The sequence below is a fragment of the Burkholderia cepacia ATCC 25416 genome, assembly GCF_001411495.1.
Lineage (GTDB): Bacteria > Pseudomonadota > Gammaproteobacteria > Burkholderiales > Burkholderiaceae > Burkholderia > Burkholderia cepacia.
In genome coordinates this window covers 1,805,674-1,829,458 of sequence record NZ_CP012982.1, presented here as the reverse complement: position 1 = coordinate 1,829,458, position 23,785 = coordinate 1,805,674, and the positions used below count along the sequence as shown (strand labels likewise).

At 64.7% G+C, this 23,785-nt stretch carries 30 protein-coding genes; 13 read left to right on the top strand and 17 right to left on the bottom strand.

Annotation, left to right across the window (positions count from 1 at the left end; genetic code table 11):
• Nucleotides 1-44: 44 nt before the first annotated feature.
• Nucleotides 45-305, bottom strand: coding sequence for a hypothetical protein (locus tag APZ15_RS25515; protein ID WP_027790085.1), 261 nt, complete (start codon nucleotides 303-305; stop codon nucleotides 45-47).
• A gap of 147 nt (nucleotides 306-452) precedes the next feature.
• Nucleotides 453-770, bottom strand: coding sequence for a hypothetical protein (locus APZ15_RS25510; protein ID WP_027790086.1), 318 nt, complete (start codon nucleotides 768-770; stop codon nucleotides 453-455).
• Nucleotides 771-1,308: 538 nt separating this feature from the next.
• On the opposite strand from APZ15_RS25510, the gene APZ15_RS25505 reads away from it, so the two are divergent.
• The 4 genes from APZ15_RS25505 to APZ15_RS42625 all read left to right on the top strand — a co-directional run bounded on the left by APZ15_RS25505 (nucleotide 1,309) and on the right by APZ15_RS42625 (nucleotide 2,541).
• Entirely contained in the window at nucleotides 1,309-1,506 is a 198-nt protein-coding gene (locus APZ15_RS25505; RefSeq protein ID WP_027790087.1) for a hypothetical protein, read from the top strand.
• A gap of 64 nt (nucleotides 1,507-1,570) precedes the next feature.
• Nucleotides 1,571-1,843 (top strand): hypothetical protein, encoded by a 273-nt coding sequence (locus APZ15_RS25500; RefSeq protein ID WP_027790088.1) that lies wholly within the window; start codon nucleotides 1,571-1,573, stop codon nucleotides 1,841-1,843.
• Nucleotides 1,844-1,891: 48 nt separating this feature from the next.
• Nucleotides 1,892-2,179: a hypothetical protein gene (locus tag APZ15_RS25495; protein ID WP_027790089.1), complete on the top strand. Its 288-nt coding sequence runs from the start codon at nucleotides 1,892-1,894 to the stop codon at nucleotides 2,177-2,179.
• Nucleotides 2,180-2,256: 77 nt separating this feature from the next.
• The gene (locus APZ15_RS42625) at nucleotides 2,257-2,541 is read left to right on the top strand and encodes a hypothetical protein (RefSeq protein ID WP_027790090.1); all 285 of its coding nucleotides are present in this window, start codon (nucleotides 2,257-2,259) and stop codon (nucleotides 2,539-2,541) included.
• A 533-nt stretch (nucleotides 2,542-3,074) separates the two neighbouring features.
• Here the strand turns inward: APZ15_RS42625 and APZ15_RS39810 are convergent.
• The 4 genes from APZ15_RS39810 to APZ15_RS25475 form a co-directional block, all read right to left on the bottom strand.
• A complete protein-coding gene (locus APZ15_RS39810; RefSeq protein WP_226150733.1) occupies nucleotides 3,075-3,284 on the bottom strand; it encodes a hypothetical protein in 210 nt (69 codons plus the stop codon).
• Nucleotides 3,285-3,513: 229 nt separating this feature from the next.
• Nucleotides 3,514-4,245 (bottom strand): Crp/Fnr family transcriptional regulator, encoded by a 732-nt coding sequence (locus APZ15_RS25485; RefSeq protein ID WP_006480091.1) that lies wholly within the window; start codon nucleotides 4,243-4,245, stop codon nucleotides 3,514-3,516.
• A gap of 571 nt (nucleotides 4,246-4,816) precedes the next feature.
• A complete protein-coding gene (locus tag APZ15_RS25480; RefSeq protein WP_034195990.1) occupies nucleotides 4,817-5,083 on the bottom strand; it encodes a DUF1488 family protein in 267 nt (88 codons plus the stop codon).
• A complete protein-coding gene (locus APZ15_RS25475) occupies nucleotides 5,084-5,269 on the bottom strand; it encodes a hypothetical protein (protein WP_027790092.1) in 186 nt (61 codons plus the stop codon).
• A 457-nt stretch (nucleotides 5,270-5,726) separates the two neighbouring features.
• Here APZ15_RS25475 and APZ15_RS25470 point away from each other — a divergent pair, with 457 nt between their 5' ends.
• The gene (locus APZ15_RS25470; protein ID WP_021157593.1) at nucleotides 5,727-6,344 is read left to right on the top strand and encodes a LysE family translocator; all 618 of its coding nucleotides are present in this window, start codon (nucleotides 5,727-5,729) and stop codon (nucleotides 6,342-6,344) included.
• Between the two features lie 107 nt (nucleotides 6,345-6,451).
• A complete protein-coding gene (locus APZ15_RS25465) occupies nucleotides 6,452-6,700 on the top strand; it encodes a hypothetical protein (protein WP_027790093.1) in 249 nt (82 codons plus the stop codon).
• Between the two features lie 60 nt (nucleotides 6,701-6,760).
• Here the strand turns inward: APZ15_RS25465 and APZ15_RS25460 are convergent, their stop codons facing one another.
• From APZ15_RS25460 to pobA, 7 genes are all read right to left on the bottom strand, one after another.
• On the bottom strand, nucleotides 6,761-8,119 hold the full coding sequence (locus APZ15_RS25460; RefSeq protein WP_027790094.1) for an MFS transporter: 1,359 nt from the start codon (nucleotides 8,117-8,119) through the stop codon (nucleotides 6,761-6,763).
• A gap of 299 nt (nucleotides 8,120-8,418) precedes the next feature.
• Complete coding sequence (gene pcaC, locus APZ15_RS25455; protein ID WP_021157590.1) at nucleotides 8,419-8,805, bottom strand: 4-carboxymuconolactone decarboxylase; 387 nt, start codon at nucleotides 8,803-8,805, stop codon at nucleotides 8,419-8,421.
• A 10-nt stretch (nucleotides 8,806-8,815) separates the two neighbouring features.
• Entirely contained in the window at nucleotides 8,816-9,601 is a 786-nt protein-coding gene (gene pcaD / locus APZ15_RS25450; protein ID WP_027790095.1) for a 3-oxoadipate enol-lactonase, read from the bottom strand.
• A gap of 14 nt (nucleotides 9,602-9,615) precedes the next feature.
• Entirely contained in the window at nucleotides 9,616-10,974 is a 1,359-nt protein-coding gene (locus APZ15_RS25445; protein ID WP_027790096.1) for a 3-carboxy-cis,cis-muconate cycloisomerase, read from the bottom strand.
• An 88-nt stretch (nucleotides 10,975-11,062) separates the two neighbouring features.
• The gene (locus tag APZ15_RS25440; protein WP_006482308.1) at nucleotides 11,063-11,719 is read right to left on the bottom strand and encodes a CoA transferase subunit B; all 657 of its coding nucleotides are present in this window, start codon (nucleotides 11,717-11,719) and stop codon (nucleotides 11,063-11,065) included.
• A gap of 13 nt (nucleotides 11,720-11,732) precedes the next feature.
• Nucleotides 11,733-12,449, bottom strand: coding sequence for a 3-oxoacid CoA-transferase subunit A (locus tag APZ15_RS25435; RefSeq protein ID WP_021157587.1), 717 nt, complete (start codon nucleotides 12,447-12,449; stop codon nucleotides 11,733-11,735).
• Nucleotides 12,450-12,592: 143 nt separating this feature from the next.
• The gene (gene pobA / locus APZ15_RS25430; RefSeq protein WP_027790097.1) at nucleotides 12,593-13,825 is read right to left on the bottom strand and encodes a 4-hydroxybenzoate 3-monooxygenase; all 1,233 of its coding nucleotides are present in this window, start codon (nucleotides 13,823-13,825) and stop codon (nucleotides 12,593-12,595) included.
• Nucleotides 13,826-13,941: 116 nt separating this feature from the next.
• Here pobA and APZ15_RS25425 point away from each other — a divergent pair, with 116 nt between their 5' ends.
• The 3 genes from APZ15_RS25425 to APZ15_RS25415 all read left to right on the top strand — a co-directional run bounded on the left by APZ15_RS25425 (nucleotide 13,942) and on the right by APZ15_RS25415 (nucleotide 16,393).
• Nucleotides 13,942-14,868 (top strand): LysR family transcriptional regulator, encoded by a 927-nt coding sequence (locus APZ15_RS25425; protein ID WP_027790098.1) that lies wholly within the window; start codon nucleotides 13,942-13,944, stop codon nucleotides 14,866-14,868.
• An 89-nt stretch (nucleotides 14,869-14,957) separates the two neighbouring features.
• The gene (folE, locus tag APZ15_RS25420; protein WP_021157584.1) at nucleotides 14,958-15,590 is read left to right on the top strand and encodes a GTP cyclohydrolase I FolE; all 633 of its coding nucleotides are present in this window, start codon (nucleotides 14,958-14,960) and stop codon (nucleotides 15,588-15,590) included.
• A complete protein-coding gene (locus APZ15_RS25415; RefSeq protein ID WP_027790099.1) occupies nucleotides 15,590-16,393 on the top strand; it encodes an SDR family oxidoreductase in 804 nt (267 codons plus the stop codon). The genes folE and APZ15_RS25415 overlap by 1 nt, the downstream gene beginning before the upstream one ends.
• A 35-nt stretch (nucleotides 16,394-16,428) precedes the next feature.
• On the opposite strand, the gene epsC is transcribed toward APZ15_RS25415, so the two are convergent.
• Together epsC and APZ15_RS25405 are read right to left on the bottom strand one after the other, a co-directional pair.
• A complete protein-coding gene (epsC, locus tag APZ15_RS25410) occupies nucleotides 16,429-17,349 on the bottom strand; it encodes a serine O-acetyltransferase EpsC (RefSeq protein WP_021157582.1) in 921 nt (306 codons plus the stop codon).
• Nucleotides 17,350-17,486: 137 nt separating this feature from the next.
• Nucleotides 17,487-17,720, bottom strand: a complete 234-nt coding sequence (locus tag APZ15_RS25405; protein WP_011356723.1) for a hypothetical protein — start codon at nucleotides 17,718-17,720, stop codon at nucleotides 17,487-17,489.
• A gap of 278 nt (nucleotides 17,721-17,998) precedes the next feature.
• On the opposite strand from APZ15_RS25405, the gene APZ15_RS25400 reads away from it, so the two are divergent.
• The 3 genes from APZ15_RS25400 to fnr all read left to right on the top strand — a co-directional run bounded on the left by APZ15_RS25400 (nucleotide 17,999) and on the right by fnr (nucleotide 20,310).
• The gene (locus APZ15_RS25400) at nucleotides 17,999-18,409 is read left to right on the top strand and encodes a DUF3005 domain-containing protein (RefSeq protein ID WP_027790100.1); all 411 of its coding nucleotides are present in this window, start codon (nucleotides 17,999-18,001) and stop codon (nucleotides 18,407-18,409) included.
• Between the two features lie 583 nt (nucleotides 18,410-18,992).
• Nucleotides 18,993-19,460: a universal stress protein gene (locus APZ15_RS25395; RefSeq protein ID WP_027790101.1), complete on the top strand. Its 468-nt coding sequence runs from the start codon at nucleotides 18,993-18,995 to the stop codon at nucleotides 19,458-19,460.
• A 103-nt stretch (nucleotides 19,461-19,563) separates the two neighbouring features.
• Nucleotides 19,564-20,310 carry a fumarate/nitrate reduction transcriptional regulator Fnr gene (fnr, locus tag APZ15_RS25390; RefSeq protein WP_027790102.1) on the top strand — a complete coding sequence of 249 codons (747 nt, stop codon included), beginning with the start codon at nucleotides 19,564-19,566 and terminating at the stop codon, nucleotides 20,308-20,310.
• A gap of 56 nt (nucleotides 20,311-20,366) precedes the next feature.
• Here the strand turns inward: fnr and APZ15_RS25385 are convergent, their stop codons facing one another.
• Nucleotides 20,367-21,260 (bottom strand): LysR family transcriptional regulator ArgP, encoded by an 894-nt coding sequence (locus tag APZ15_RS25385; RefSeq protein ID WP_027790103.1) that lies wholly within the window; start codon nucleotides 21,258-21,260, stop codon nucleotides 20,367-20,369.
• 110 nt (nucleotides 21,261-21,370) lie between these two features.
• On the opposite strand from APZ15_RS25385, the gene APZ15_RS25380 reads away from it, so the two are divergent.
• A complete protein-coding gene (locus APZ15_RS25380) occupies nucleotides 21,371-21,991 on the top strand; it encodes a LysE/ArgO family amino acid transporter (protein ID WP_027790104.1) in 621 nt (206 codons plus the stop codon).
• 63 nt (nucleotides 21,992-22,054) lie between these two features.
• Here the strand turns inward: APZ15_RS25380 and APZ15_RS25375 are convergent, their stop codons facing one another.
• Nucleotides 22,055-23,779 carry a T6SS phospholipase effector Tle1-like catalytic domain-containing protein gene (locus APZ15_RS25375; RefSeq protein ID WP_027790105.1) on the bottom strand — a complete coding sequence of 575 codons (1,725 nt, stop codon included), beginning with the start codon at nucleotides 23,777-23,779 and terminating at the stop codon, nucleotides 22,055-22,057.
• Nucleotides 23,780-23,785: the final 6 nt, after the last annotated feature.

Below are 23,785 nucleotides of genomic sequence, written 5' to 3'. Positions count from 1 at the left end.
GTGAGCCGAACTTCCTCCCAAGTGCGGCACGTCGCGTCGGGATATCATTCCAGCCCGTCGAAGGCACCCGCTTCGAGATCTTTCCTGAAATGCTGTAGCCAGTCGCTTTCGTCGCCGATCACGTATTCCTTCGTAATCTGCGTCGAGAGCCTGGTGATGGTGACATAGCCCTGCAGACCGAGGTTCTCATCACCCTTCGGGTCGGTCGTATCCGTCTCCTGAAGATCGAAATCGCCCTCTGCCAAGCCACGGCTCTCCAAGGTCGCCAGAAAGTCTCTGTGTTCATCCGGTTCGATCAGCCGCATATCCGGCCCCCTCGTGTTCAGCGGAGATGTCGCGAGGCCGACGGCACGCGTTCGAGCGTTGAAATCATGCATACCGAACTCATGCGGAATACCTCACGATCCCCCACATACGGCGCTACCGGAAAGCAAGCGTCATCGCCTGCAGTTTTATCGTCTGGGTCCTTTCATGCTTTCCGACTCCATGGCCGCGTTCCACTCCTCGCTCGCCTCGATAGGGTCCATCGCTTCGTCGACCGAAGCCGTTGCGCGCTCGGCGGCCGCTTTGGTTTCGTCCTCCGCGGAGTCGACATCGCTGTTGCCGTCACCCGGGGGTAGCAGCATGTCCTTGAGCATCGCCCTCAGCTCCGGCGTGTCCCATGGCAGGCCACGCCGGGTTCGGACCTTTATGTAGTGTTTCACTTCCGCGTCCTGCTCCGCGGTTAGCGGCAGGCCCCGGAAGGTGCTTTGGGGGTCGGAGTCTGTCATCGCTGTCTCCTCCTGCTATGGCGTCTTCAGTGTAGTCCCATTGCGACCATGAGAGTCGTGATCGAAGCGCTCATTCGTCGAATCAAATGCCGTGCGTCGCCGCGGCAGGCAACAGCCGGCTATCGACTGTCGTTGGCTGCCTACGTCACCATGACATTCGACCGGTTGAATCCACCTCAGTCAAAGGACATTCCGCCCGTCCATGACCGACTTATCATGCAGGAATACGAATTGATATGACCATGCACTCGGAAGAATTTGAAGCGAAGCTGACCAGCGACGGCCCATGGCTGCAACTGACCGACGCGGTTCACAGGATGCATCGGCGATGCGGGCGATGACATGGCGCACGTAGGCCTTAACCGATCCATATGTGCGCAGCATGTTGACGTCAACGGAACAGGACACCAGGTCGAACCGCTACCGGCCGGCTTCGGCTCGTTGCTGCGGGCACGCCAGAGAGCGAACATCGAGCGTGCGAAGGAGTAGGGGCAGACGCCACCGATCGCCTATGCTGGAAGCTCACGAGGAGCCGACTATGACGCCACATGACGTGATGATGATTTTCGAGCGGAGGAACGCAGAGGGAAAGGCGGCCGCCGATCTGGATCATGCTTGTGCCGGATTCGCCGGCTGGTTGGCGGAGGCATGGAGTCGATTGAGTGAGGAGGAGATCGCAGTTCTGACGTCGATCGGCGCCTCGCTGTATCGCGAGGGGTATGCGAGGCGGTACTAGGCAGGCTCGGGGACCAGCGCGAATATATTGGGCGGAGCGGACCGAAAGGGCGTATAAAGTTCGAATGACTATCCCCTCCGTTACCGCCGAGTCGGTCCTGGGCCTGTTCCGGCTCATTGCCGGGAGGGAGGAGCGCCGGACTTCCGGCGAATCGGCAAGGATGGCGGCGCTCCAGGCTCTTGCCGAGCAACTTGCACGCAACCATCAGGCAATGACGGAAGACAGTTGGGATGCAGCCGTCCGTGTTGGCGGTCTGCTGTTGCGAGCGGAAATGATCAACAACGACGCTGACACGGTGGCGCTTGACCTGCTAAGCCGGCTGCGGCGGCGGAAATGAAAAGCTCGTTCGAGCGTATAGCAAGTCGCCCCCTGCGGAGTGGCCATCATGTCGACACACCTGCTTCTTCTCTACAAGGGGTACGAACTTCATCCCCTCGTCTTCGCCCGTACATTCAGTCGCTTTGACGGGCATTCCCGTTACGCCGAAGGGTATGACATCGCGGTACGGATATGCCGCCCGGGCGCGATAGCAACCTCCGCCGCGAGCCGTATTTTCAGGCTGGGCCAACCGCATACATACTCCGACTTTGGTATGGCAAGGCGTGCCGCCCGGCAGCAGGGAAAGGACATCATCGACGGAAAGGTGAGTGGAGCTTCGGTCATCGACATGTAGTTCGGTCAAACGCAGCGGTCGGCCACGACGGCACGAGAAGCTGAACGCACGCATTCTTCCTCACCGGTATCGCCACCATGCAAAGTGATCGCAATGCGATTCCGTACTACCTCGTCTTACGGACTGACTGCCCACCGTATGTTCTGAACGCTGACCGCCTCGTGCTGCGCCGCGCGGCAAGCCCTCTCCTGCGAGCGTTCGCGAGAGCCCGCGGCGCGCCGACCTCGATCGCGGACGACGCATGGAGCGACTTTTCCGGCTCGGAATCCATTCCGCTCCTTGAGCGCACGGAGATGCGGGCCTACGCACTGGTTCGCGGGGCCGAAAGCGAACATCAACTCCGGATACTGGCTACTCTCTGACTGCACCAACGTGCGCATTCCTTGCAGACGGCGCGCTCAGCAGCCTATTCGAAACGAGGTCTGTTTGCGAAGGCATCCAGTCCGAAAAATCGTCGATGGCGGTGACATCGCTTTGCTCCGCGTAGCGGCACCAATTTTGCATCTGGAGGTTCATTGATATCGCCCGGCCGACGTCTTCGGTGCTGGTCTTGCCATGCCTCCCCAAGCAGCTCGTCGAAAAGATCGATGCAGTGGCGAAATCGCGCCATATGAGCCGCGAAGCGTTGGTGGCCGAGTGTACGGAAGGAATTGGCCACCCAGCGTTGCGGTCCTCCTGCCACGAACTTGTGTTGGCGCAGCTGCCGAACGCGACTCGGCGAATTCATCTGCCCGGGTTGCGTCGCTTCACCGATGCGGGAAAGTGATGCATGCGCCGTTTGTCGTCACGAGCGACACGCCAAAGTAAAAAGCCGGCGTTTGGCCGGCTTCGAGTTCCGCCTTGCTGGGGCGGCTCCACGTTCTGTTTGAGAGCGAGGAGTTTTGCTACACATACGCTATAGGTTCGGCAGAAAACCCATGCCCAGACGTTTCCTTGCATCGGAAATACGCTGCCTGGGTGTAACGGCTTTCCACGAATGGGCACGGCTTCTCTGCCGCTCCGGGTGAACCACGGGCATGCCATCGTCGGTCGCGCGTGCCTCCGCCTGTTCTTGCTGCTCGTCCTTCGCGTTTTTTTCCCATTTCGGGCAATCGTTCATCAACATGCTCCCTCCACAACCCCGGTTTCGTCATTGATTGGCTCGCGCCGCCCGAGTCGAGATAAAACTGCGCAAGCGATACGGATCGCGACGGCCCACTTCGATCACGGCGTTTACATCTCGATGAAGTCTGCGGCCGATCTGCAGTCCGTGCGTCATGTGTCAGCTTGCGCGTGCGAGCGTCTGAAGTCGGTACGCTGCCGTACGGGCGGGATGGCATGGATGCGGGATAGCATCAGCGCCGTTTCTCAAGGCGCTTCAAATCAGGGAGCAGGCGGTCGAATTCTCGCCTGACCACGCCGTAGCATTCGCACACGCGCTTCTCGAGCCCGGAGCGATCCAATACCTCGATGTGCCCATAGTTGTACCGGATCAACCCGGCATCCTGAAGTTTCAGTGCAGCTTCCGTCACGCCCGACCGGCGGACACCGAGCATGTTGGCGATCAGTTCCTGCGTCATTTTCAGTTCGCTCGATGGCAGGCGATCAAGGCTGAGCAGGAGCCACCGACAGAGCTGCTGATCGATCGAGTGATGGCGATTGCATACGGCTGTTTGCGCCATCTGTGTGATGAGCGCCTGGGTGTAGCGTAGCAACAGCCGCTGCATCGAACCGCCTCGACGGAACTCGTCTTTCAGGATGCGCGCATCGAGTCGGTAAGCGTGTCCCGCGCTTTGGACGATCGCGCGGCTCGGGGTTGTTTCGCCCCCCATGAATAGCGCGATGCCGATCAACCCGTCGTTGCCGACGATGGCAATTTCGGCTGACGAACCGTCTTCCATCACGTACAACAGCGACACGATGGACGTCGTCGGAAAATAGACGTGACTGAGCGCACCGCCCGACTCGTACAGCACCTTTCCCAACGGCATGTCGACCAGCACGAGCTGCGGCGAAATATGCGCCAGATCTTCTACCGGTAATGCTGCCAGCAGATGATTTTCGATCATGGATGGCTGACCCGACATATGTCACTCCTCCAGTGGCTGCAGCCTCTACCCAAGACGCCCCAACGACACGAAGCGTCATCGGCTTGAGACTCGAACGCGCGAAGCAGACGTTACGCGAGAAGCCGGGCAGAGCCGGATATAGAAGATAGGCTTCGGTCGGATGCAGATTTCCGCTCGAAGGGTTGCAGCGCAGTGCCCACCGCTGGGCGCCATCTGATTTCCACGCCGACAGGCAGAGTGAGCGTTCGAACAGGATTGCCGGATGGGACAGATCGAATCCCTGCGTGGGCGGCAAGGTGCCGCAGCGTAACGCGTTGTAGCGCGTGGCCAGAGTGTCCGCGGCTAACGGCAGAGCAACACGCGGTGCGCCGTGAAATACCCGAAACGGATGATCCGGCTGGGTTGTCGAGTCGAGCCCCCCAGGGCCAGGAGTGCAGAAGTCGAGACGGTGCTTGCTGCGTTCGTGACAATCAAGCAGCGCATCCTTCGACCGATCCATGCCCCCTCAGCTCCGGAATACTCGCACACGCGGCGAGTGCAGGTCAGAAAGAAGACGCACGTAGGGTACGCGTGCAAACGGGGGCCGACCTCACGAGATCGTGTACCGGTTCTGAGGTCCCCCCTTGTAAAGGTCTCGGGCGAGTCCCAGAATCCGGTCGCGATTGCGGTCGAAGGCCGCAAGCAAGGCGGGCTCGCCAGAATCCATGTCGAAGTTCAGTTTCGCCAGCATCGCATCGTCGACCAGAAAGGTAATCTCGCGAGAATTGTCGTAGCCCCAGAAACACACACAGTGTCTGGAAGCGTCGTAGGAGCGACTGGGATTCGGAAAGTTGAGCGTCACGGTGTTATTCGCCATCTAACTCTCCTGACAGATGTAACGCCACTTGCTCGCATTGACATCGATGCGGGCGTCATTTTCACGCCGCTTCTCGGCACGCTCGCTGTCCGCGCGCTTCAGTGCCAAGGCACGCGCCTTTTTCACGTCAACGTAATCGCTGTGGCTGGCGGGCGTGGCTGGCTTCAGTGCGGTTTGCTTAGGCATGCCGGTTCCCAAAAGAGAATTTCAAATTTCAGGACCGTCGCGGTGACTGAATTTCATCGTCGGCCGCCCTATACGAGGACCGGACGACGACCCGCAGGCTTGCCGCCGACGGCATCTCTCGCGCACGGAACTGGCGGATCAAACCTCGGAGGGAGGCTCGGTTGACGCGCGAAGTTCGCAGCTTCGACGTTCGCGCGCAGGATCGTCGTGGTGAGCCTTCTGCTTAGCTGTGCGGACAGGGGGAAGCGTAAGGAGTCAGAGCAAAACCATCTGTCACGCACATCGAACGTCATGAGAATGCGCGCTATACCACGGCCATGCAAGCGCTATCTCGCATCAGCGCACGAGCGATCAAACCCCGTACCGGCAATCGTCAATCAAACTGTACCGGTACTGTACAGAAAACCGTCGCTAAACTGACCTCCATCCCAGTCCAGAACAGAATGGAGAATCCGCGATGGAATTCCTCACCCTGAGCGCGCTGCCCGCCGGCATGCTGTTTGCGCTCGTCACGTCGATCACGCCCGGCCCGAACAACACGATGCTGCTCGCATCCGGCGTCAACTTCGGTTTCCGCCGCACCATGCCGCACCTGTTCGGCATCAGCACCGGCGTCGCGATCCTGATGCTCTGTGTCGGCTTCGGCCTCGGCGAAGCATTCAAGCGCCTGCCGCTGCTCTATACGATCCTCGAAGTCGCGAGCGTCGCGTACCTGCTGTACCTCGCGTGGCGCATCGGCACGTCGGGCGAAGTGAAGGCACACGGCGGCAAGCCGCGGCCGATGACGTTCATCGAAGCCGCCGCTTTCCAGTGGATCAATCCGAAGGCATGGATGATGGTGCTGACCGCCGCGACGACGGTCCGCCTGTCCGGCGACTACGGGATGAACGCCGCGTGGATGGCCGTCGTATTCATTCTGATCGGCTTTCCGTGCATCAGCCTGTGGGCCGCGTTCGGGCTCGGCCTGCGCCGCTTCCTGTCGAATCCCCGCGCGTTGCGCCTCTTCAACGTGACGATGGCCGTGCTGCTGATCCTGTCGCTGTACCCCCTGATCGCGCACCTGCTGCCGCAGTGAGCGCTCACGGCGCGCCCGTTGAGATTCGTGCCATGCAGGCGTACCCTTTTGGTACGAGCGCGCGCAACCGCTTCGCCGGTTGCGCCGCTGCTGCCGGGAGAGTGCCGATGAAGCCACTGCTGAGGGCGGGTGAACACATCGAGGGGATGCACTGGATCGCCGAGTATCGCCCGCTCACGCACGAGATTCGTGTGTTGCGCGAAGACATCGAGATCGGCATCTATTGCGCGCCGCCGACGATGTTCGGCGAAGAGGAAGACATGGGCGCCGCGAACCTCTCCGATCATCGCAGCCGGGAGGCCGCGCTGCGCGCGTATCTGCGCAACTTCGTGAAGGAACACGACGCGGAAGAATAACCGGCGGCCCGACGGCCGCCGTATCGGCGGGCCGGCGCATCGCACCGGCCCGCGCTTCGCTCAATGCCCGAGCGATTCGATCTTGCCTGCCGGCTGCGTCACGCCGTGCGGCCGCGCCATCTGCTTGATCAGCAGCGCGACACACGCGAGCAAGCCCGCGACGGCGATCGTCGCAAACACGCCCGCGAACGAGACATGCCGGCGCGTCAGCTCGGCGACGAGGAACGATCCCGCAATCCCGCCGAAGCGGCCGACGCCGAGCATCCACGCGACACCCGTGCCGCGCCCCTCGGTCGGATAGAACGCGGCGGCGAGCGCCGGCATCGACGATTGCGCGGTGTTCATCAGCACGCCGGCCACGAACACGACCAGCACGAGCAGCCCGACGTTACCGGCCGCCTGCCCGATCGCATACACGCTGACGGCCGTCAGCGCGTAGCACACGGCGATCACGCGGTTCGCGTTGAAGCGGTCCATCAGCACGCCGCACAGCACGGCACCCACACCGCCGAGCGGGAACAGCGCGGAGATCAGCGTCGCGCTCTTCGGCGTCAGCCCAGCATCCTTCAGCAGGATCGGCATCCAGTTGATCGACGCGTAGAAGATCACGAGCCCCATGAAGTACGCGAGCCACAGCATCACCGAGCCGACGATGTACGAGCGCGACAGCACGACGCCGAGGCCCTTGCTGCCGGTCTGCGGCGCGGCTTCGGTCATCGCGAACGAACCGGCGTTCAGCGCTTCGCGCGAGATGCGCGCAAGCGTTGCGCGGATCTTGTCGACATGCTGGCCGCTCGCGACCATGAAGCGCACCGATTCCGGCATCTTCAGCAGCAACAGCACGCCGAGCAGCAGCGGCGTCACGCCGCCGAGGATCAGCACGCTGCGCCAGCCGAAATGCGGAATCATCCACGCGGCCAGGAAACCGCCGAACGCGGCGCCGAGCGGGAAGCCGCAGAACATCAGGTTGATCACGGTCGCGCGGCGCTTGTCCGGGCAGAACTCGCCCATCATCGTGACCGCGTTCGGCATCGCCGCGCCCAGCCCGACGCCGGTGATGAAACGCAGGATCGTCAGGTGCCCGATGGTCGTCGAGAATGCGGACATCAGGCATGCGACGCCGAACAGGAATACCGAGCCGAGCAGCAGCGAACGGCGGCCGAGCCGGTCGGACAGCGGGCCCGACACGAGCGCGCCGCACGCGAGGCCGAACAGCGCGGCGCTGAGTACCGGTGCGAGATCGGGCTTGGTGAGGTTCCATTCGCCGAGCAGCGACGGCGCGATGAAGCCGATCGCGGCCGTATCGAAGCCGTCGAGCAGCACGATCACGAAACACATGAGGAACACGAGCCATTGAAAGCCGCCGAACGGCTGCTCGTTGATGAAGGTCTGGACATCGACCACGGGTGCGCGATTCATCGCTAGTCTCCTGTGTCGATCCAAGCTGACGCCTCAGCGCCTACGTGGATCCCATGCGTCGTGGTCGACCGGCGTTGGCGCGTCAGCGCTTACTCCGGTCCCATGCAACGCTAATAATGTATGAGCAATACGGCATGGCAGCCGCGCCCTTCCTTTGTTCGTCCACCAATCATCCGGTGTGCCGTGCGCCGATGCTCTGCCGGCGCGTTCATCGATTCCGTCGTCGACGGCCCGCTTGCGACAGCGGGCCACGCGATCGGTTGCGGCCGCCCTCAACCGGCCGCGCCTGACCGACCGTCTTACGCGGCCGCGTCCTGTTCCTTGAAGATCTTGTCCGCGAGATGGAACGCGGAATTCGCGGCCGGCACGCCGCAATAGATCGCGGTCTGCAGCAGCACTTCCTTGATCTCGTCGCGGGTCACGCCGTTGTTGCGCGCGGCGCGCAGATGGAGCGCAAGCTCCTCGCCGCGATTGAGCGCCACCATCATCGCGATGGTCAGCAGGCTGCGCGTATGGCGCGGCAGGCCGTCGCGCGTCCAGATCTCGCCCCATGCATAACGCGTGATCAGGTTCTGGAATTCGTCGGTCACCTCGGTACGGTTCTCGATCGAACGATCGACGTGCGCGTCGCCGAGCACCGCGCGACGCACCGTCATCCCTGCTTCGTAACGTTCCTGGTCGTTCATCGCCGGTGCCTCACGCGGTCAGGAAATCGAGCAGCGCGCGGTTGAAGCCGTCGGTGCACTCGATGTTCGAAATATGCGCGGCGTCGAATTCGACGTGCTGCGCACCCGGAATCGCGGCGGCGAGCGCGCGGCCCTGGTCGGGCGGCGTCGACATATCCTTCGCGCCGGTCACGACGAGCACCGGCAGCGCGATGCCTTTCACCTCTTCGCGCAGGTCGGCGGCATTCAGCGCGTCGCAGTTCGCCGCATAACCGTCCTTGTCGGTATGGACGAAGGTGTCGCGGATCGCATCGAACAGGCGCGGCTCACGCTCGACGAATGCGTCGGTGAACCAGCGCGGCAGCACGGCGTCGGCGAGCGCGGCCATCCCTTCGGCGCGCGCCTTCTGCGCGCGCGGCGCCCACACTTCCGGCGAACCGATCTTTGCCGCGGTGTTCGACAGCACCGCGCGCACAATGCGCGACGGGAAGCGCGCGGCCAGCGCCGCGCCCGTCAGCCCGCCCATCGAGATTCCGCAGAAATGCGCGCGATCGATGCCGACGTGGTCGAGCAGGCCGATCACGTCGCCGGCGAGCTGCTCGATCGTGTACGAACCGGCCGGTGCATCGGAATGGCCGTGGCCGCGCGTGTCGTAGCGCAGGATGTTGAAGTGCTGCGTGAGCGGACGGATCTGCGGTGCCCACATCTGCAGGTCGGCGCCGAGCGAGTTCGAGAAGACGAGCCACGGCGCGTCGTCACGCGCGGCACGGTCGATCCGGTAATGCAGTTTCACGCCGTTGACAGTGGCGAAAGGCATCGAGGTTCTCCTGGTTATTGCGTGCCCGCGTGCAGCGCGAGCACGGCGTCGACGCAGGCCTGCGCCTCGCCGACGTAATGAGCGGGATCAAGCAGCCGCGCGAGCGCGTCGCGCGACAGGTGCGCCGACACGGTCGCATCGGCGGCGAGCACATCGAACAGCGTCGAGCCCGTGCGCACGGCTTCCTTCGACGCATGCTCGACGACGTGATGCGCGTCGAGCCGGCCGATCTTGTCGCCGAGCGCGAGCATCACCGCTTCGCCGAGAATCAGCCCGCGCGTCAGTTCGAGATTCGCGGCAAGGCGCTCGGTGTTCACGTCGAGGCCCGCGACGATCTGCGCGATCTGCGCAAGCGCGCCGCCGGTCAGGCGCGCGAGATCGGGCAGCGCTTCCCATTCGGCCTGCCAGCCGCCGAGCGCACGTTCATGTTCCTGGACCATGCCCGCGAACACCGTCGCGACGAGGTTCGGTGCGCGCACCGCGGCGGTGAGCACCGCCGCGCAACCGACCGGGTTGCGCTTGTGCGGCATCGTCGACGAGCCGCCCTTGCCGGCGGCGGCCGGTTCGCCAAGCTCGCCGACTTCGGTCTGCATCTGCAGCGACACGTCGCGCGCGATCTTGCCGAGCGTACCCGTCAGCATCCCGAAGCAGGACGCGGCTTCCGCGATGCGGTCGCGCTGCGTGTGCCACGGCACGGCCGGTGCGGCGAGCTTCAGGTCCGCCGCCAGCGCGGCCGTGACGCCGGCCGCGTGCTCGCGCAGGCTCGCGAGCGTGCCGGCCGCGCCGCCGAACTGCAGCACCAGCGCGCGTTCGCGCAATTCGGCGAAACGCGCGCGATGGCGCAGCAGCGCGTCGAGCCATTGCGCGAATTTCAGGCCGAGCGTGATCGGCAGCGCCTGCTGCAGCCACGTGCGGCCGATCATCGGCGTCGCGCGATGCGTGCGCGCGAGCGCCGCGAGCGACGCACACGCTTCGTCGAGCATCGGCTCGAGCACGTCGAGCGTGTCGCGTAGCTGCAGGACGGTCGCGGTATCGATGATGTCCTGGCTCGTCGCCCCCCAGTGCACGAACTTCGCGGCCTCGGGGTCGTCGGCCTTCACCTGCGCGGTGAGCTGCTTGACGAGCGGAATCGCGAGATTGCCGCCGAGCGCCGCGCCGTGCGCGAGCGCGTCGGCGTCGAGCCGGCTTGCGTCGCACGCGCGCTCGATCGGCGCGACCGCGGCGGCGGGAATCACCTGCTGCGCGGCGAGCGCACGCGCGAGCGCGGCCTCGACGTCGAGCATCCGCTGGATCGTCGCGCGGGGCGACCAGATCCGGTTGAGCGGCTCGGTGCCGCAGATGAGGGAGGTCAGGCGGGCGCTGTCTTCGAGCATGGCATCAGATTGGGGAAACGGCGTGCGCCTATTGTCCACCCAAGCGTGCCGGCATGCGCGCAAACGGACGCGCCGGCACGCCTGCGGTTCAGGCAGCCGCCTTTTGCGTCGCGTCGATCAGCGGCACGCCGGTCAGCTTCTGCAGTTCGTCGAACGACAGGTCGGTGAAGATCTCGCTCACGGCCAGCCCGTCGGCCGTCACGTCGAGCACGGCGAGATCCGTATAGATACGGCTCACGCATTGCACGCCGGTGACCGGATACGAGCACTGCGCGACGATCTTGCTTTCGCCCTGCTTCGTCAGGTGCTCCATCATCACGAACACCTGCTTCGCGCCGATCGCGAGGTCCATCGCGCCGCCGACCGCCGGAATCGCATCGGGCGCGCCCGTATGCCAGTTCGCGAGGTCGCCGTTCGCCGATACCTGGAACGCGCCGAGCACGCAGTAATCGAGGTGGCCGCCGCGCATCATCGCGAACGAATCCGAATGGTGGAAATATGCGCCGCCGGTGAGCAGCGTCACATGCTGCTTGCCGGCGTTGATCAGTTCGTCGTCTTCCTCGCCGGGCGCGGGCGCGGGGCCCATGCCGAGCAGGCCGTTCTCGCTGTGCAGGAAGATCTCCTTGCTCGGATCGAGGTGGTTCGCCACCAGCGTCGGCACGCCGATGCCGAGGTTCACGTACGCGCCTTCGGGGATGTCCTGGGCGACGCGCTTGGCCATTTCATCGCGGGTCAGTCGTTTCATCTGAATATCTCCCTCAAGCGGCTTGCGATGCAGCATGTTCGGCAGCCAGCTCGGCCGCATGCGCGGCCTGCGGCACCTCGACGACGCGCTGGACGAAAATGCCCGGCGTCACGATGTGTTCCGGGTTCAGCGCGCCGAGCGGCACGACTTCCGACACCTGCACGATCGCGACCTTCGCGGCGCTGGCCATGATCGGCCCGAAGTTGCGCGCGGTCTTGCGATACACGAGATTGCCCCAGCGATCGCCCTTGTACGCCTTCACGAGCGCGAAATCGGCGTGGATCGGCGTCTCGAACACATACGGCTTGCCGTCGATCACGCGCGTTTCCTTGCCTTCCGCGAGCTTGGTGCCGTAACCCGTCGGCGTGAAGAAGCCGCCGATGCCGGCGCCCGCCGCGCGGATACGCTCCGCGAGGTTGCCCTGCGGCACGAGCTCCAGCTCGATCTCGCCGGCGCGGTACAGCCCGTCGAACACCTGCGAATCGCTCTGGCGTGGGAACGAGCAGATGATCTTGCGCACCTGCTTCGCCTTCAGCAGCGCCGCGAGGCCCGTCTCGCCGTTGCCCGCGTTGTTGTTGACGATCGTCAGGTCGCGCGCGCCCTGTTCGATCAGCGCGTCGATCAGTTCGGACGGCATGCCGGCCGTGCCGAAGCCGCCGATCATGATTGTCGCGCCGTCGTGGATGTCGGCCACCGCCGACTGAAGCGATTCGAAAATCTTGTTGACCATGTCTCTTCCTGATACGAACCCGCGGCTCGATGCGCGGCCTGTCGAGGGGACACGCGCGTGCCGCGTGTCGCGCCGGGGCCGATCTCGATCCCGGTATTTGTTCGCTAATCGAACCTAGATTCGATTAGCGAACGATGGGCCGATCATAGAGTCGCGCACAGCGCGTTGTCAAGGCGGGTTCCCTCGGGGGGCGTCGCGTCGTCGAACGGCAGCCCGACGTAGTTTTCGGCGAGCGACTGCGCGGCGGCCCGCGAGCGCGTCACGTATTTCAGCTCGGCAAACTTCAGGCGATTGACGAACGGCGAATCCTCCGGCGACGAGTGCAGCATGTTCGTCATGAAGTACGAGAAGTGCTCGGCGCGCCACACGCGTTCGAGGCAGGTCGCCGAATACGCGTCGAGCAGCGTCGCGTCGCCGTTGCGGTAGCGCGCGCCGAGCGCGCGGGACAGCGCGCGGACGTCGGCCACCGCGAGGTTCATCCCCTTCGCGCCGGTCGGCGGCACGATGTGCGCGGCGTCGCCGGCGAGGAAGAGGCGCCCGTGCTGCATCGTCTCCGACACGAAGCTGCGCATCGGCGTCACGCTTTTCTGCGTGATCCGGCCCTCGGTCGGCGTCCAGCCCGTGTCGTTCGAGAAGCGCGTGTGCAGTTCGTCCCAGATCCGCGCATCGGACCATTCGGTGAGGTCCTCGTCGGGCTTGCACTGCAGGTACAGGCGCGTGACCGTCGGCGAGCGCATCGAGAAGAGGGCGAAACCGTTGTCGTGATGCGCGTAGACGAGTTCGTCGAGCGACGGCGCCGCGTCGGCGAGGATGCCGAGCCACGCGAACGGATACACGCGCTCGAACGTGTTCAGCCGCTCGGCCGGGATCGTCTGGCGCGCGATGCCGTGGAAGCCGTCGCAGCCGGCGATGTAGTCGCAGTCGATGCGGTCTTCGCGGCCGTCCGCGTGCTTGAACGTGACGAACGGGTGTTCGCCTTCGACGTCGTGCAGCGCGACGTCGCTGACTTCGAAATGCATCTGGTGGCCATGCTCGACGCCCGCCGCGATCAGGTCGCGCACGACTTCATGCTGGCTGTAGACGGTGATCGCGCGCCCGCCGGTCAATTCGGACAGGTCGATGCGATGGCGCTGGCCCGAGAACAGCAGCTCGATGCCGTGATGCTCGAGCCCCTCGCGGCGCATCCGGTCGCCGAGGCCGGCGTCGTTCAGCGTGTCGACCGTGCCCTGTTCCAGCACGCCGGCGCGGATGCGGTTCTCGCAGTATTCGCGCGAACGCGCTTCGACGAGGATGGAATCGACGCCTTGCAGGCGCAGCAGATGGGAAAGCAAAAGGCCGGACGGGCCGGCGCCGATGATGGCGACCTGGGTGCGCATTGTTCGTCTCCTGAACATTAATTCGAATCGTCGAACACATTTGAGCGCTTTCCCGACTATGCGGCAACGCGATTCAGGAGATATGTTGTATACGTTTTCAAGATACTGGCCTGGCGATGGAAGCGCTCGATCTGAACCTCATTCCCTACCTCGTCGCGCTCGACGACACGCGCAACGTGAGCCGTGCCGGCGACCTGCTCGGCGTCAGCCAGCCGCGCGTGAGCACGGCGCTCGGCCGGCTGCGCGAGTACTTCGGCGATCCGCTGTTCGTGCGCACGTCGCGCGGGATGGAACCGACGCCGCGCGCGCTCGCGCTGCTGCCGGCCGCCCGCGACGCGCTCGCGCAGATCGAGCGCGGCCTCGTCGCGCCGCACGACTTCGACCCGGCCGCGAGCACGCGTACGTTCTCGATCGCGCTGTCGGACGTGGGCGAGATCGTGTTCCTGCCGAAGCTGCTGCAGGCGTTCGCGATGCGCGCGCCGCACGCGAACCTGCGCTCGGTCTCGCTCGCGCACGACGAAGTCGGTCGCGGCCTCGAAGCCGGGTCGATCGATCTCGCGGTCGGCTACTTCCCCGATCTCGACGGCAACAACTTCTTCCAGCAGCGGCTGTTCACGCACCGGTTCGTCTGCCTGATGCGGCGCGGCCATCCGTTCGAACAGGCGCCGCCGTTCACGGTCGAACAGTTCCTCACCTGCGGGCACGCGGTGGTGCGTGCCGAAGGGCGCAGCCAGGAGGTGCTCGAGAAATATCTCGCGAAGCAGCGCATGCAGCGCCGCGCGGTGCTCGAGACGCCGCACTTCATGAGTCTGCCGTTCATCCTGAGCCGCACCGACCTGATCGCGACGGTGCCGCATGCGATCGGCTATGCGTATGCGGCCGAGCACGCGTTCATCGTGCCCGTCGAGCCGCCGCTCGCACTGCCGCGCTTCGACCTGAAGCAGCACTGGCATCGCAAGTACCACAACGATCCGCGCACGGCGTGGCTGCGCGGCGTCGTCGCGTCGCTGTTCAACGACGAGCAGGACGAATGGCCGAAGTGAGTGCCGGGCCGCGCACGCGACCTGCGAAAGCATGAAACAATGCCCGGATTCCGCGCCGCCTCGGCGGCGGCATTCGATGGAGCAGATAGATGGCTAAAAAGAAGTCCGCGCGGCCCGAGCCGGCCGCATCCCGTCCGAGCCGCGAAGAAGCGGAAGACGCCGTTCGCGTGCTGTTGCGCTGGGCGGGCGACGATCCCGCACGCGAAGGCCTGATCGACACGCCCGCGCGCGTCGTGCGCGCCTACGAGCAGTTCTTCGCCGGTTACGCGCTGGAGCCGCGCGACATCCTCGCGCGCACGTTCAGCGAAGTCGACGGCTACGACGAAATGATCGTGCTGAAGGACATCCGCTTCGAGAGCTACTGCGAGCACCACATGGTGCCGATTATCGGCCGCGCGCACGTCGCGTATCTGCCGAACCATCGCGTGGTCGGCATCTCGAAACTCGCGCGCCTCGTCGACGCGTTCGCGAAGCGCCTGCAGATCCAGGAAAAGATGACCGTGCAGATCGCCGACACGCTGTTCGACGTGCTGCAGCCGAAGGGCGTCGGCGTGATCCTCGAAGCCGCGCACCAGTGCATCTCGACGCGCGGCGTGCACAAGCCGGGCGTCGAGATGGTGACGTCGCGCATGCTCGGCACGTTCCGCACCGATCCGTCGACGCGGCGCGAATTCCTGTCGATCGTCGCGAATCCTTCTTCAGTCAACCTGACGAATACGTAATGGAGTCGACGAAGCAAACGGCGCACGCGCCCGTCGTGCTCGTGACCGGCGCCGCGCGCCGGGCTGGGCGCGCGTTCGCCGAGTATTTCGCCGCGCACGGCTATCGCACCGCGGTGCACTACGACCGTTCGGCCGATGCGGCGCAGGCCGCGGCCCGCGCGATCGCCGAGCGCGGGCACGATTCGGTTGCGTTGCAGGCCGACCTGTCGGATGCCGAACAGATCACCGCGCTGATCGACCAGGTGTATGCGCGCTTCGGGCAACTCGACGTGCTCGTCAACAACGCGTCGGTATTCTGGCAGGATCATTTCCCGAGCTTCGACCTCGCGGCGTTCGACCAGGCGTGGGCCGTCAACTGCCGCGCGCCGATCCTGCTCACGCGCGCGTTCTACGAACGGGCCCGCGCGGCCGGTACGCAGGGTGTCGTCGTGAACGTGGTCGACCAGAAGATCAAGGAAAACTTTCACCGCGACCATTTCAGCTATACGGTCGCGAAGGCCGCGCTCGGCAACCTTACGCAGATGCTCGCGCTGTCGTCCGCGCCGGTGCTGCGCGTGAACGCGGTGTTCCCCGGGCTGATGCTGCCGAGCGACGACCAGACGCAGGCCGACTTCGAACACGCGAGCCGCGCATCGACGCCGCTCGCGCGAATCGCGGGCCCCGACGACGTCGCGAGCGCGATCCTGATGCTGACGGGCAACGCGTACAACGGCGTGGATTTCGTCGTCGATGCGGGGCAGAACCTGATCCGCGTCGACCAGGACGTGCTGTACAAGCACCGCGCGCCCGACAGCAAGCACTGACCGACGCGCGCGGCGGCCGGCGCCCGCGCGCCGCGTTACGGCTTCTCGGTGCTCCCGCCCTCGCGAACCTTGCCCTGCGCGACGCTCGTGCCGGGCGGCACGCTGTGCGTGAGCCACACATTGCCGCCGATCACCGAACCGCGCCCGATCGTCACGCGGCCGAGAATCGTCGCGCCCGCGTAGATCACCACGTCGTCCTCGACGATCGGGTGCCGTGCGTTGCCCTTGACCAGCGCACCGTCGCCATCGGCCGGAAAGCTTTTCGCGCCGAGCGTGACGGCCTGGTACACGCGCACGCGCTCGCCGATGATCGCCGTCTCGCCGATCACGACACCCGTGCCGTGGTCGATGAAGAAGCTCGGGCCGATCTGCGCACCCGGGTGGATGTCGATGCCGGTGGCCGAGTGCGCTATTTCATTGATGAATCGCGCAAGCAACGGTACGCCAAGCTGATGCAGCGCGTGTGCGAGCCGGTGGTGCATCATCGCCAGCACGCCGGGGTAGCACAGCAGGATCTCGGTGATGTGCTGCGCGGCCGGATCGCCCGCATAGGCGGCCTGGATATCGCTGACGAGCAGCGCGCGAACCGCCGGCAACTGCCGGCCAAATTCGCGCGCGATCTCGAACGCGCGTTCGTCGAGCTCGGCGAACGGCGTATCGGCATGCTCGGGCAGGAACGGCAGCGCGCGGCGGATCTGTTCGGACAGGATGCGCAGCGTGCTTTCGAGCGTGTGGCCGACGTAGAAATCGACGCTTTCGTCGGTCAGATCCGGTGCGCCGTAGTGCGTCGGAAACATCGACGCGCGCAGGCCGGTCACAATCTTGCAGATCGCATCGCGTGACGGCAGTTCGCGGATGCCGCGCGGATGGCGCGTGCGATGGAGTTCCTCGCGCGACTCACGCAAGCCGGCGACGATTTCTTCCAGGCCCCACTGACGGGCGGGTGATGTCGACATATATCAATGCAGGCGGCCGCGCTCGGTCGCACGGCCGCTAATAAAGTGACGGGTTCCGCAAGATTACCGCGTTTTGTGCCCGGCGGCGGCACGCCGGGGATCGGCCGGACGGCCGAGGGCACCGAATCGCGGCGGCGTCAGATCGTGATGCTGCTGGCGTCGATCCATCGCACGGCCCAGTCGCGCGCGTGCGCGATCGCGTCGCCTTCGTCGTTGAACTGGAGCTCGATCGGGAAAAAGCGGTTCGCAACGAGCTCTCCGTCGCTCGATCGGGAGATCACGACGTAGGGCTTGAACGAACCGTCGCTGGCACGCGCGGGTGCACAGTTCAACAGATAACCGCGGTGCGTGAAGGCAGTAGTCGCTTGCATGAATCCGCCACCTCTAGTCCCTTGCTTTGTTGTTCACTGCCCGTCTTTAAGGGTGCTGCAGCGCCCCGGCGCGGGCAGAGGCGGCGCGACTCAATCCCCTGTCGCCGCTTCGCAGGAAAAGAATCATACTCTGTAGAAAACGCGTCTTCTAGCTGAAATAAATCACGACAAATCAGTGCGCGTCGCGCGACCGCGGCGATCGCCCGCGCGCCTTTTCCCGTCATGTCCGGAACGGGATTTGCTTCGATCCGGAACGCTTCGCCGCGAGGAGAGCCGCGATGGAATCATCCGGTCAAACCGAGCGCTTGCGCCCACGCAGCATCGAGCTCGACAACGACGACACGCACGACAGCACGGTCGACACCGACGGCAAGAACCGCGAGGCGTCGCGTCTCGCCGGCGGCGGGCCGATCTCGCCCGACCAGATCACGCGCAGCAACGCGTCGCTCGTCAATGCGATGCCGGAAGCCGGCGACGGCTTCGCCGGGTTCGACAGCCGCCCCGGTGGCAACCATCCGGCGTTCGCGCTGCGTGCCGGATATATGGTGATCGAGAAAGGCTTCGACGCACCGCCGGCGATGAGTGATGCGCCGTTCGGCCCCGTCCACCGGATGTACGGCAGCGCGTACTGGCCCGGCCACCAGCGGCGGCCGGAGCGCGTATTCGAGCTGACGGCCGTCCCGAGATAGCCGGCGCGGCGTTTGAATCGATCGTTCGATTGCCAACCGGTATCGGCCGACAGCCGATGGCCGAGGATCGGCGCACGCGACGGTGCGCCGACCATGGGCCGGCAACCGCGCGATGCAGGAACGAACGATTCCGCGCGACGGCGCCGGCGGTCTCATGCACGCCGTGAATCGCGCCGATGCAGATGCGTTGATCGAAGTCATGTCGAAACGGCGCGATTGCGATTGAATGGCGATGCGGGCGATGCATCCGCGTGACCGTCGCGCGGTGTCGCTTCGATCGGCGCGCGTGGCGATGCACATGCATGCGCATGTGCCGCGCGCGACAACGCTGCCCGCGCATGCGTTTCCACCGACGATGCGGACGACGGCGGCGGCCACGCCGCACGACACGTCCCGCACGTCACTGCATGCACCCTGTGCATGGCGTGCGCCGCAAAATCGGAGGCGGCACCGCCGCGCGGCACGACCGGCACCTCGCTGCAAAGTCCCGGCCATTGGTTTACCCTGCCTCGCAGCATCGCGCATCGCCCAGCCCGATCGGCCATCCGGCCGACTTCGTTTCAACCCGCCACTCGGAGACACTATGTACAAGCGTATTCTGGTTGCCGTCGACGGCAGCGACACGTCCCGCCATGCGTTCGATGCCGCGCTGGCGCTCGCGAAATCGCACGGCGCCGAGCTGCAACCGTTCTACGTCGTCGAGAACGCCGCGATCTACTACAACGTGCCCGGCTACGATCCGTCCGTGCTGCGCGACCAGCTCGTCGCGCAGGGCGACGCGCTCGCGAAGGATTTCGCGACGCTGATGCAGGCAGCGGGCGTGAAGGGCGAGACGCGGCTGAGTGAAGCGACGTCGCTCAACGACGTATCGTCGCTGATCCTGGACGGCGCGAAAGCGTTCGGCGCCGATCTGCTGGTGCTCGGCACGCACGGCCGCCGCGGGTTCCGCCGTCTCGTGCTCGGCAGCATCGCCGAGCAATGCGTGCGCCACGCGACGCTGCCCGTGCTGCTGATCCCGGCGGCCGCCAACGTCGACGAGCCGGCCGCGTGAACGGCGTTCGGCATACGCGGCCGGTCGCGACGTTTTGTCACCCGACAGCGGCAAGTTGCGGTGGGACAATGATTCCGTCGATTCAACGCCGGAGTAAACGATCATGCTGACGCCCGTCGCCACACGTCCCGCCGCCACGCCTCATGCCGGTAGCTGGGCGCCTCGCCAGGCCGCCCACTGCTCGACGTGCGCGATGCGGCACCTGTGCATGCCGCAGGGGCTGGCGCCCGAAGCGCTCAGTCGCCTCGAATCGGTCATCTGCGCGGCGCGTCCCGTCAAGCGCGGCGAAGCGTTGTTCCGCGAAGGCGACGTATTCGACAACCTGTACGCGGTGCGCTCGGGTTCGCTGAAAACCGTCGCGACGCGCCACGACGGCCGCGAGCAGGTCACCGGCCTGCATCTCGCCGGCGAAGCGCTCGGCCTCGACGGCATCTGCGACGACACGCATCCGCGCACCGCGGTCGCGCTGGAAGACAGCTCCGTCTGCGTGATTCCGTACAGCGCGCTCAAGGCATTGTGCTCGGAAGCCGGTTCGATGCAGTTGCGCATGCACAAGCTGATGAGCGAACAGATCGTGCGCGAAACGTCGCAAACGATGCTGCTCGGTTCGCTGAACGCCGAAGAGCGCGTCGCCGCGTTCCTGCTCGACGTATCGTCGCGTTACCTGAAGCGCGGCTACTCGCCGTCGGAATTCAACCTGCGGATGACGCGCGAAGACATCGGCAGCTACCTCGGCATGACGCTCGAAACGGTCAGCCGCACGCTGTCGAAATTCCAGAAGCGCGGTCTGATCGAAATGCAGGGCCGCCACGTCCAGATCGTCGATTTCGACGGCCTGCACCACGTCTGACGTGATCCCGCACGGCGCGCATCTCGCGCGCCGCGCCGCCTGCGTCACGCGACCGGTCAATCGAGGAACAGCGCGGCGCGCGCCTTCAGCGCCGCGCTGAAATCGTCGAGCCAGCCGATCGACAAACGCCAGCTCTGCCAGTAAAGGTCGATATCGATCGTTCGCCCGCGCGACATGTCGACCAGTTCACCCGCCGCCAGCTGGCGATCGACCATCCGGTCCGGACACATCCCCCATCCCAATCCCGTCTCGCATGCGCGCAGATAGCCCGCGACGTGCGGTATCCAGTGCTGCGGCGGATCGAGATCCGCGCGCGTCACGCGCCGGATGAAACGCGCCTGCAGCCCGTCCTTCGGATTGAACATCACACACGGCGCGCGACGCAGCGCATCGCGGGTAATGCCCGCGCCGAAGTAGCGTTCATAAAACGCCGGCGAGCATACCGCGCGATAGCGGATCCGCCCGAGCCGCTCCGATCGGCACCCCTGGATCGGTTCGGCCTGCGCGGTCACGGCGCCCTGCACACTGCCGTCGCGAATACGCGAAGCCGTGTAATCCTGATCGTCGATCACGAGATCGAGCAACGTTTCGCGCTCCGTGCAGAACGGCCCGACCGCGTCGATGAACCACGTCGCGACGCTGTCGTCGTTGACGGCCACGCGCAACATCGGCCATGCGCTCGCGATCTGGCCCGGGAGTGCCGGCATCCGCCCGCCCAGCTCGGCCTCGAGCAGCTGCACGCGCTCGGTGTGACGGCACAGCAGCGCACCCGACGTCGTCGCGACGCACGGCTGCCCGCGCTTGACGAGCACGCTGCCGACCCGCTCCTCCAGCAATTTCACGCGCTGCGACACGGCCGACGGCGTGACATTCAGCTCCTTGGCCGCACGCTCGAACGAACCGTGCCGGATCACCGCCGCGAGGGCATCGAGCAACGCGTAGTCGAGCATTAGATTTCCTTAATCTGCATTAGGTGATTTAGCTTCTCTTATTTTCATGCTGACCGCAGACTAGCGCTACCCGATTCATCCGTCTACTGCTTCTCCTGCTGTCATCCATCATGAACTGGCTCGCTTTTTCCCACGGCGCCGCGCTCTGCGGGTCGCTCATCGTCACCATCGGCGCGCAGAACGCATTCGTGCTGCGGCAAGGCATCATGCGCTCGCATGTCGGCAAGATCGTGCTGCTGTGCGCACTGTCCGACATGATCCTGATCGGCGCAGGCGTCGGCGGCGCATCGGCGCTCGTCGAACGCTATCCGACCTTCGTCCATGCGGTGCTGTATGTGGGCCTCGCCTATCTCGCGTGGTTCGGCATCAACGCGCTGCGCCGCGCGTTCAAGCCGGGCCATGAAACGCTCGACGTGCGCGGCGATGCGGTCGCCCCGCCGCCGCAGAGCGGGCTCGCGATCGTGCTGATGACGCTCGCGTTCACGTGGCTCAACCCGCACGTGTATCTCGACACGTTCCTGCTGATCGGCACGGCCGGCGCGCGTGAACCGGAAGGCGCGCGGCTCGCGTTCGCGATCGGCGCGATGTCGGTCAGCGTCATGTGGTTCCTCGGGCTCGGCTACGGGGCACGATTGCTCGCGCCGTGGTTCCGCAAGGCCGTTGCGTGGCGCGTGCTGGACGGCGCGATCGGCAGCATGGTGCTGTTTCTCGCGGCCGTGCAGTTGCGGTAGGGAGGGGAGCGTCGCGGCAGATGCGGTCTGCCGCGACGTGAGGCCAGCCGGTCGCGATCGGCGTCAGGCCGTCGATGTCGTGTCGGGCAGCGTGCCGCCGATGGGCTGGTTGCTGGCCAGCTGGGGTTCGTCGGCGGCCATCGGATCCTGCTGCTTGGGCGGATCGGCCTTGGCGAGTTGCGTGGCGGCCTGCTCGGCCTTGTCGCCCTCGTAGCGCCAGTACAGGAACTTCTTGCCGCGCTTGCCCATGAAGTACTGGCGGTTGACCGTCCAGCGGCTCAATTCCGCAGCGCCGACGTAGCCGTCTTCCATCTGCTTCTTGAAACCTGCAATCGAATCGTGCACATAGTGGTCGAAGAACTTGTCGAACGCCGCGCGCGTCGCTGGATCGAGGCTACCCAGCCAGTTGCCGGCAACCCGGACGGCCGCGTCGATGGCTTTTTCCTGTTCCGAAACAGAGACAGTCAGGTATCCGCCGTTTGCATGACGCAAGCGATCCGTATCTTCATTCCACTCGCGATCGGTAATGACCATATGATCGTCCACGCCACCGGGTGGCTTCAGACGGCCGTCCTTCAGGCGTCGGCTTCTGCTGGCGCGCCACTGATAATAGCGGTTCATGTGCCAAATGACCTGCGCCTCGAGCCTGTCGCTGTTCGGCGCCACGCCCGCACTTTTGCCGCCCCCCTGACCCATGTAGACATTCCATGCGGCCTCCAGCTCCTTGGAAATCTCGAACTGTTGCCCTGCGTCCGCAAGCAGTTCCTTTGGTGAACGAAACGGGACGCCGGCCTTCCATGCTTCGATATAGAGATTGTTCAGCGCAACGTTGGCCAACTCGTTGGTTCGACCTTCCTGGTAGTTGTGCTCGTAACCACCGCCCACGTCCGAGTGCATGCCAGGGTAGTACACCTCGCGGCAGTTCGCGGGAATCTTCTGGTCTTCCCGCACCGAGTCACCGGGGAATTTTTCCCGCACCTCCTGCGATGCCACATAGTGAACACATTGCCGCACGTAGCCCGGAATGCGAATATCGTTCGCCCATTCCGCGTGACCGCCTTTGTCGATGTAGTAGAGGTAACCGCCGGCGAGCGGTCCGAAAAAAATGGTAGCGATGGCCGGTCCCGCAGCCTCGACGCGGCTGCCGCCGAAGCCCGTTGACGAAACCGTATCAAGAATTCCAAGGAAATAAACGACCACTTCGGGGCGATGCCCCTTCATGTTCTTCTTGTTCCACCAAAGCCTCCCGCCGATATTCTCGGCGAGTTGCTCGGTCAGCATGCGAACGAAGGCACGCGCTTCCGTCGCGCCCCGCGAGAAACCGAATACGGCCAGGTTGATCTGGCTCACAGCAGGCATGTGGCCGGTGACATGCCTGTCGAGTTCGTTGAGCATCCATCGGATGCGCAACTCGCCTTTTCTCGCGGCAGCCATACCGAGTGCGTTGTCGAGACCTTTTCCGGTATCTCCTACTTTGTCGCACGGCGTGCCGACACCTTCGACATAGCGTGCAACGGTCCGGGGGAACGCGTTGTCTTCAGCATGCGCAAACCGCCAGAGCTTCGCGATATTGCTGTACTTGGTCAGCTTGACATCCTTCAAACCACGGCCGTCCAGGTCGAAGTTGTTGCCCGTTCCGTCGAAGAATGCCGTGAACCACACGGGCTTCGGGCACTCCTTGCATTGCTCGATCAGCAGCGGATCGAGAATTTCTCGCTGGGCACTGCGGATGGCGTCCTCGGCGGGGGTGAGATCCGAGATGCGTCTGACAATGGGGGGATTGCTCACGGCAGT

Excerpts from the sequence above, each read along its gene's own strand:
- APZ15_RS25385 (WP_027790103.1), bottom strand. The coding sequence starts at position 21,260 with ATGCTCGACTACGCGTTGCTCGATGCCCTCGCGGCGGTGATCCGGCAC.
- APZ15_RS25480 (WP_034195990.1), bottom strand. The coding sequence starts at position 5,083 with ATGGCGAATAACACCGTGACGCTCAACTTTCCGAATCCCAGTCGCTCC.
- APZ15_RS25400 (WP_027790100.1), top strand. The coding sequence starts at position 17,999 with ATGGAATCATCCGGTCAAACCGAGCGCTTGCGCCCACGCAGCATCGAG.
- APZ15_RS42625 (WP_027790090.1), top strand. The coding sequence starts at position 2,257 with ATGCAAAGTGATCGCAATGCGATTCCGTACTACCTCGTCTTACGGACT.
- APZ15_RS25380 (WP_027790104.1), top strand. The coding sequence starts at position 21,371 with ATGAACTGGCTCGCTTTTTCCCACGGCGCCGCGCTCTGCGGGTCGCTC.
- APZ15_RS25435 (WP_021157587.1), bottom strand. The coding sequence starts at position 12,449 with ATGGTCAACAAGATTTTCGAATCGCTTCAGTCGGCGGTGGCCGACATC.
- APZ15_RS25440 (WP_006482308.1), bottom strand. The coding sequence starts at position 11,719 with ATGAAACGACTGACCCGCGATGAAATGGCCAAGCGCGTCGCCCAGGAC.
- APZ15_RS25500 (WP_027790088.1), top strand. The coding sequence starts at position 1,571 with ATGACTATCCCCTCCGTTACCGCCGAGTCGGTCCTGGGCCTGTTCCGG.
- APZ15_RS25510 (WP_027790086.1), bottom strand. The coding sequence starts at position 770 with ATGACAGACTCCGACCCCCAAAGCACCTTCCGGGGCCTGCCGCTAACC.
- APZ15_RS25425 (WP_027790098.1), top strand. The coding sequence starts at position 13,942 with ATGGAAGCGCTCGATCTGAACCTCATTCCCTACCTCGTCGCGCTCGAC.
- APZ15_RS25415 (WP_027790099.1), top strand. The coding sequence starts at position 15,590 with ATGGAGTCGACGAAGCAAACGGCGCACGCGCCCGTCGTGCTCGTGACC.
- APZ15_RS25505 (WP_027790087.1), top strand. The coding sequence starts at position 1,309 with ATGACGCCACATGACGTGATGATGATTTTCGAGCGGAGGAACGCAGAG.
- APZ15_RS25495 (WP_027790089.1), top strand. The coding sequence starts at position 1,892 with ATGTCGACACACCTGCTTCTTCTCTACAAGGGGTACGAACTTCATCCC.
- APZ15_RS25485 (WP_006480091.1), bottom strand. The coding sequence starts at position 4,245 with ATGTCGGGTCAGCCATCCATGATCGAAAATCATCTGCTGGCAGCATTA.
- APZ15_RS25470 (WP_021157593.1), top strand. The coding sequence starts at position 5,727 with ATGGAATTCCTCACCCTGAGCGCGCTGCCCGCCGGCATGCTGTTTGCG.
- pobA (WP_027790097.1), bottom strand. The coding sequence starts at position 13,825 with ATGCGCACCCAGGTCGCCATCATCGGCGCCGGCCCGTCCGGCCTTTTG.
- APZ15_RS39810 (WP_226150733.1), bottom strand. The coding sequence starts at position 3,284 with ATGTTGATGAACGATTGCCCGAAATGGGAAAAAAACGCGAAGGACGAG.
- APZ15_RS25515 (WP_027790085.1), bottom strand. The coding sequence starts at position 305 with ATGCGGCTGATCGAACCGGATGAACACAGAGACTTTCTGGCGACCTTG.
- epsC (WP_021157582.1), bottom strand. The coding sequence starts at position 17,349 with ATGTCGACATCACCCGCCCGTCAGTGGGGCCTGGAAGAAATCGTCGCC.
- APZ15_RS25465 (WP_027790093.1), top strand. The coding sequence starts at position 6,452 with ATGAAGCCACTGCTGAGGGCGGGTGAACACATCGAGGGGATGCACTGG.
- pcaC (WP_021157590.1), bottom strand. The coding sequence starts at position 8,805 with ATGAACGACCAGGAACGTTACGAAGCAGGGATGACGGTGCGTCGCGCG.
- fnr (WP_027790102.1), top strand. The coding sequence starts at position 19,564 with ATGCTGACGCCCGTCGCCACACGTCCCGCCGCCACGCCTCATGCCGGT.
- APZ15_RS25445 (WP_027790096.1), bottom strand. The coding sequence starts at position 10,974 with ATGCTCGAAGACAGCGCCCGCCTGACCTCCCTCATCTGCGGCACCGAG.
- APZ15_RS25405 (WP_011356723.1), bottom strand. The coding sequence starts at position 17,720 with ATGCAAGCGACTACTGCCTTCACGCACCGCGGTTATCTGTTGAACTGT.
- APZ15_RS25395 (WP_027790101.1), top strand. The coding sequence starts at position 18,993 with ATGTACAAGCGTATTCTGGTTGCCGTCGACGGCAGCGACACGTCCCGC.
- APZ15_RS25475 (WP_027790092.1), bottom strand. The coding sequence starts at position 5,269 with ATGCCTAAGCAAACCGCACTGAAGCCAGCCACGCCCGCCAGCCACAGC.
- folE (WP_021157584.1), top strand. The coding sequence starts at position 14,958 with ATGGCTAAAAAGAAGTCCGCGCGGCCCGAGCCGGCCGCATCCCGTCCG.
- APZ15_RS25460 (WP_027790094.1), bottom strand. The coding sequence starts at position 8,119 with ATGAATCGCGCACCCGTGGTCGATGTCCAGACCTTCATCAACGAGCAG.
- pcaD (WP_027790095.1), bottom strand. The coding sequence starts at position 9,601 with ATGCCTTTCGCCACTGTCAACGGCGTGAAACTGCATTACCGGATCGAC.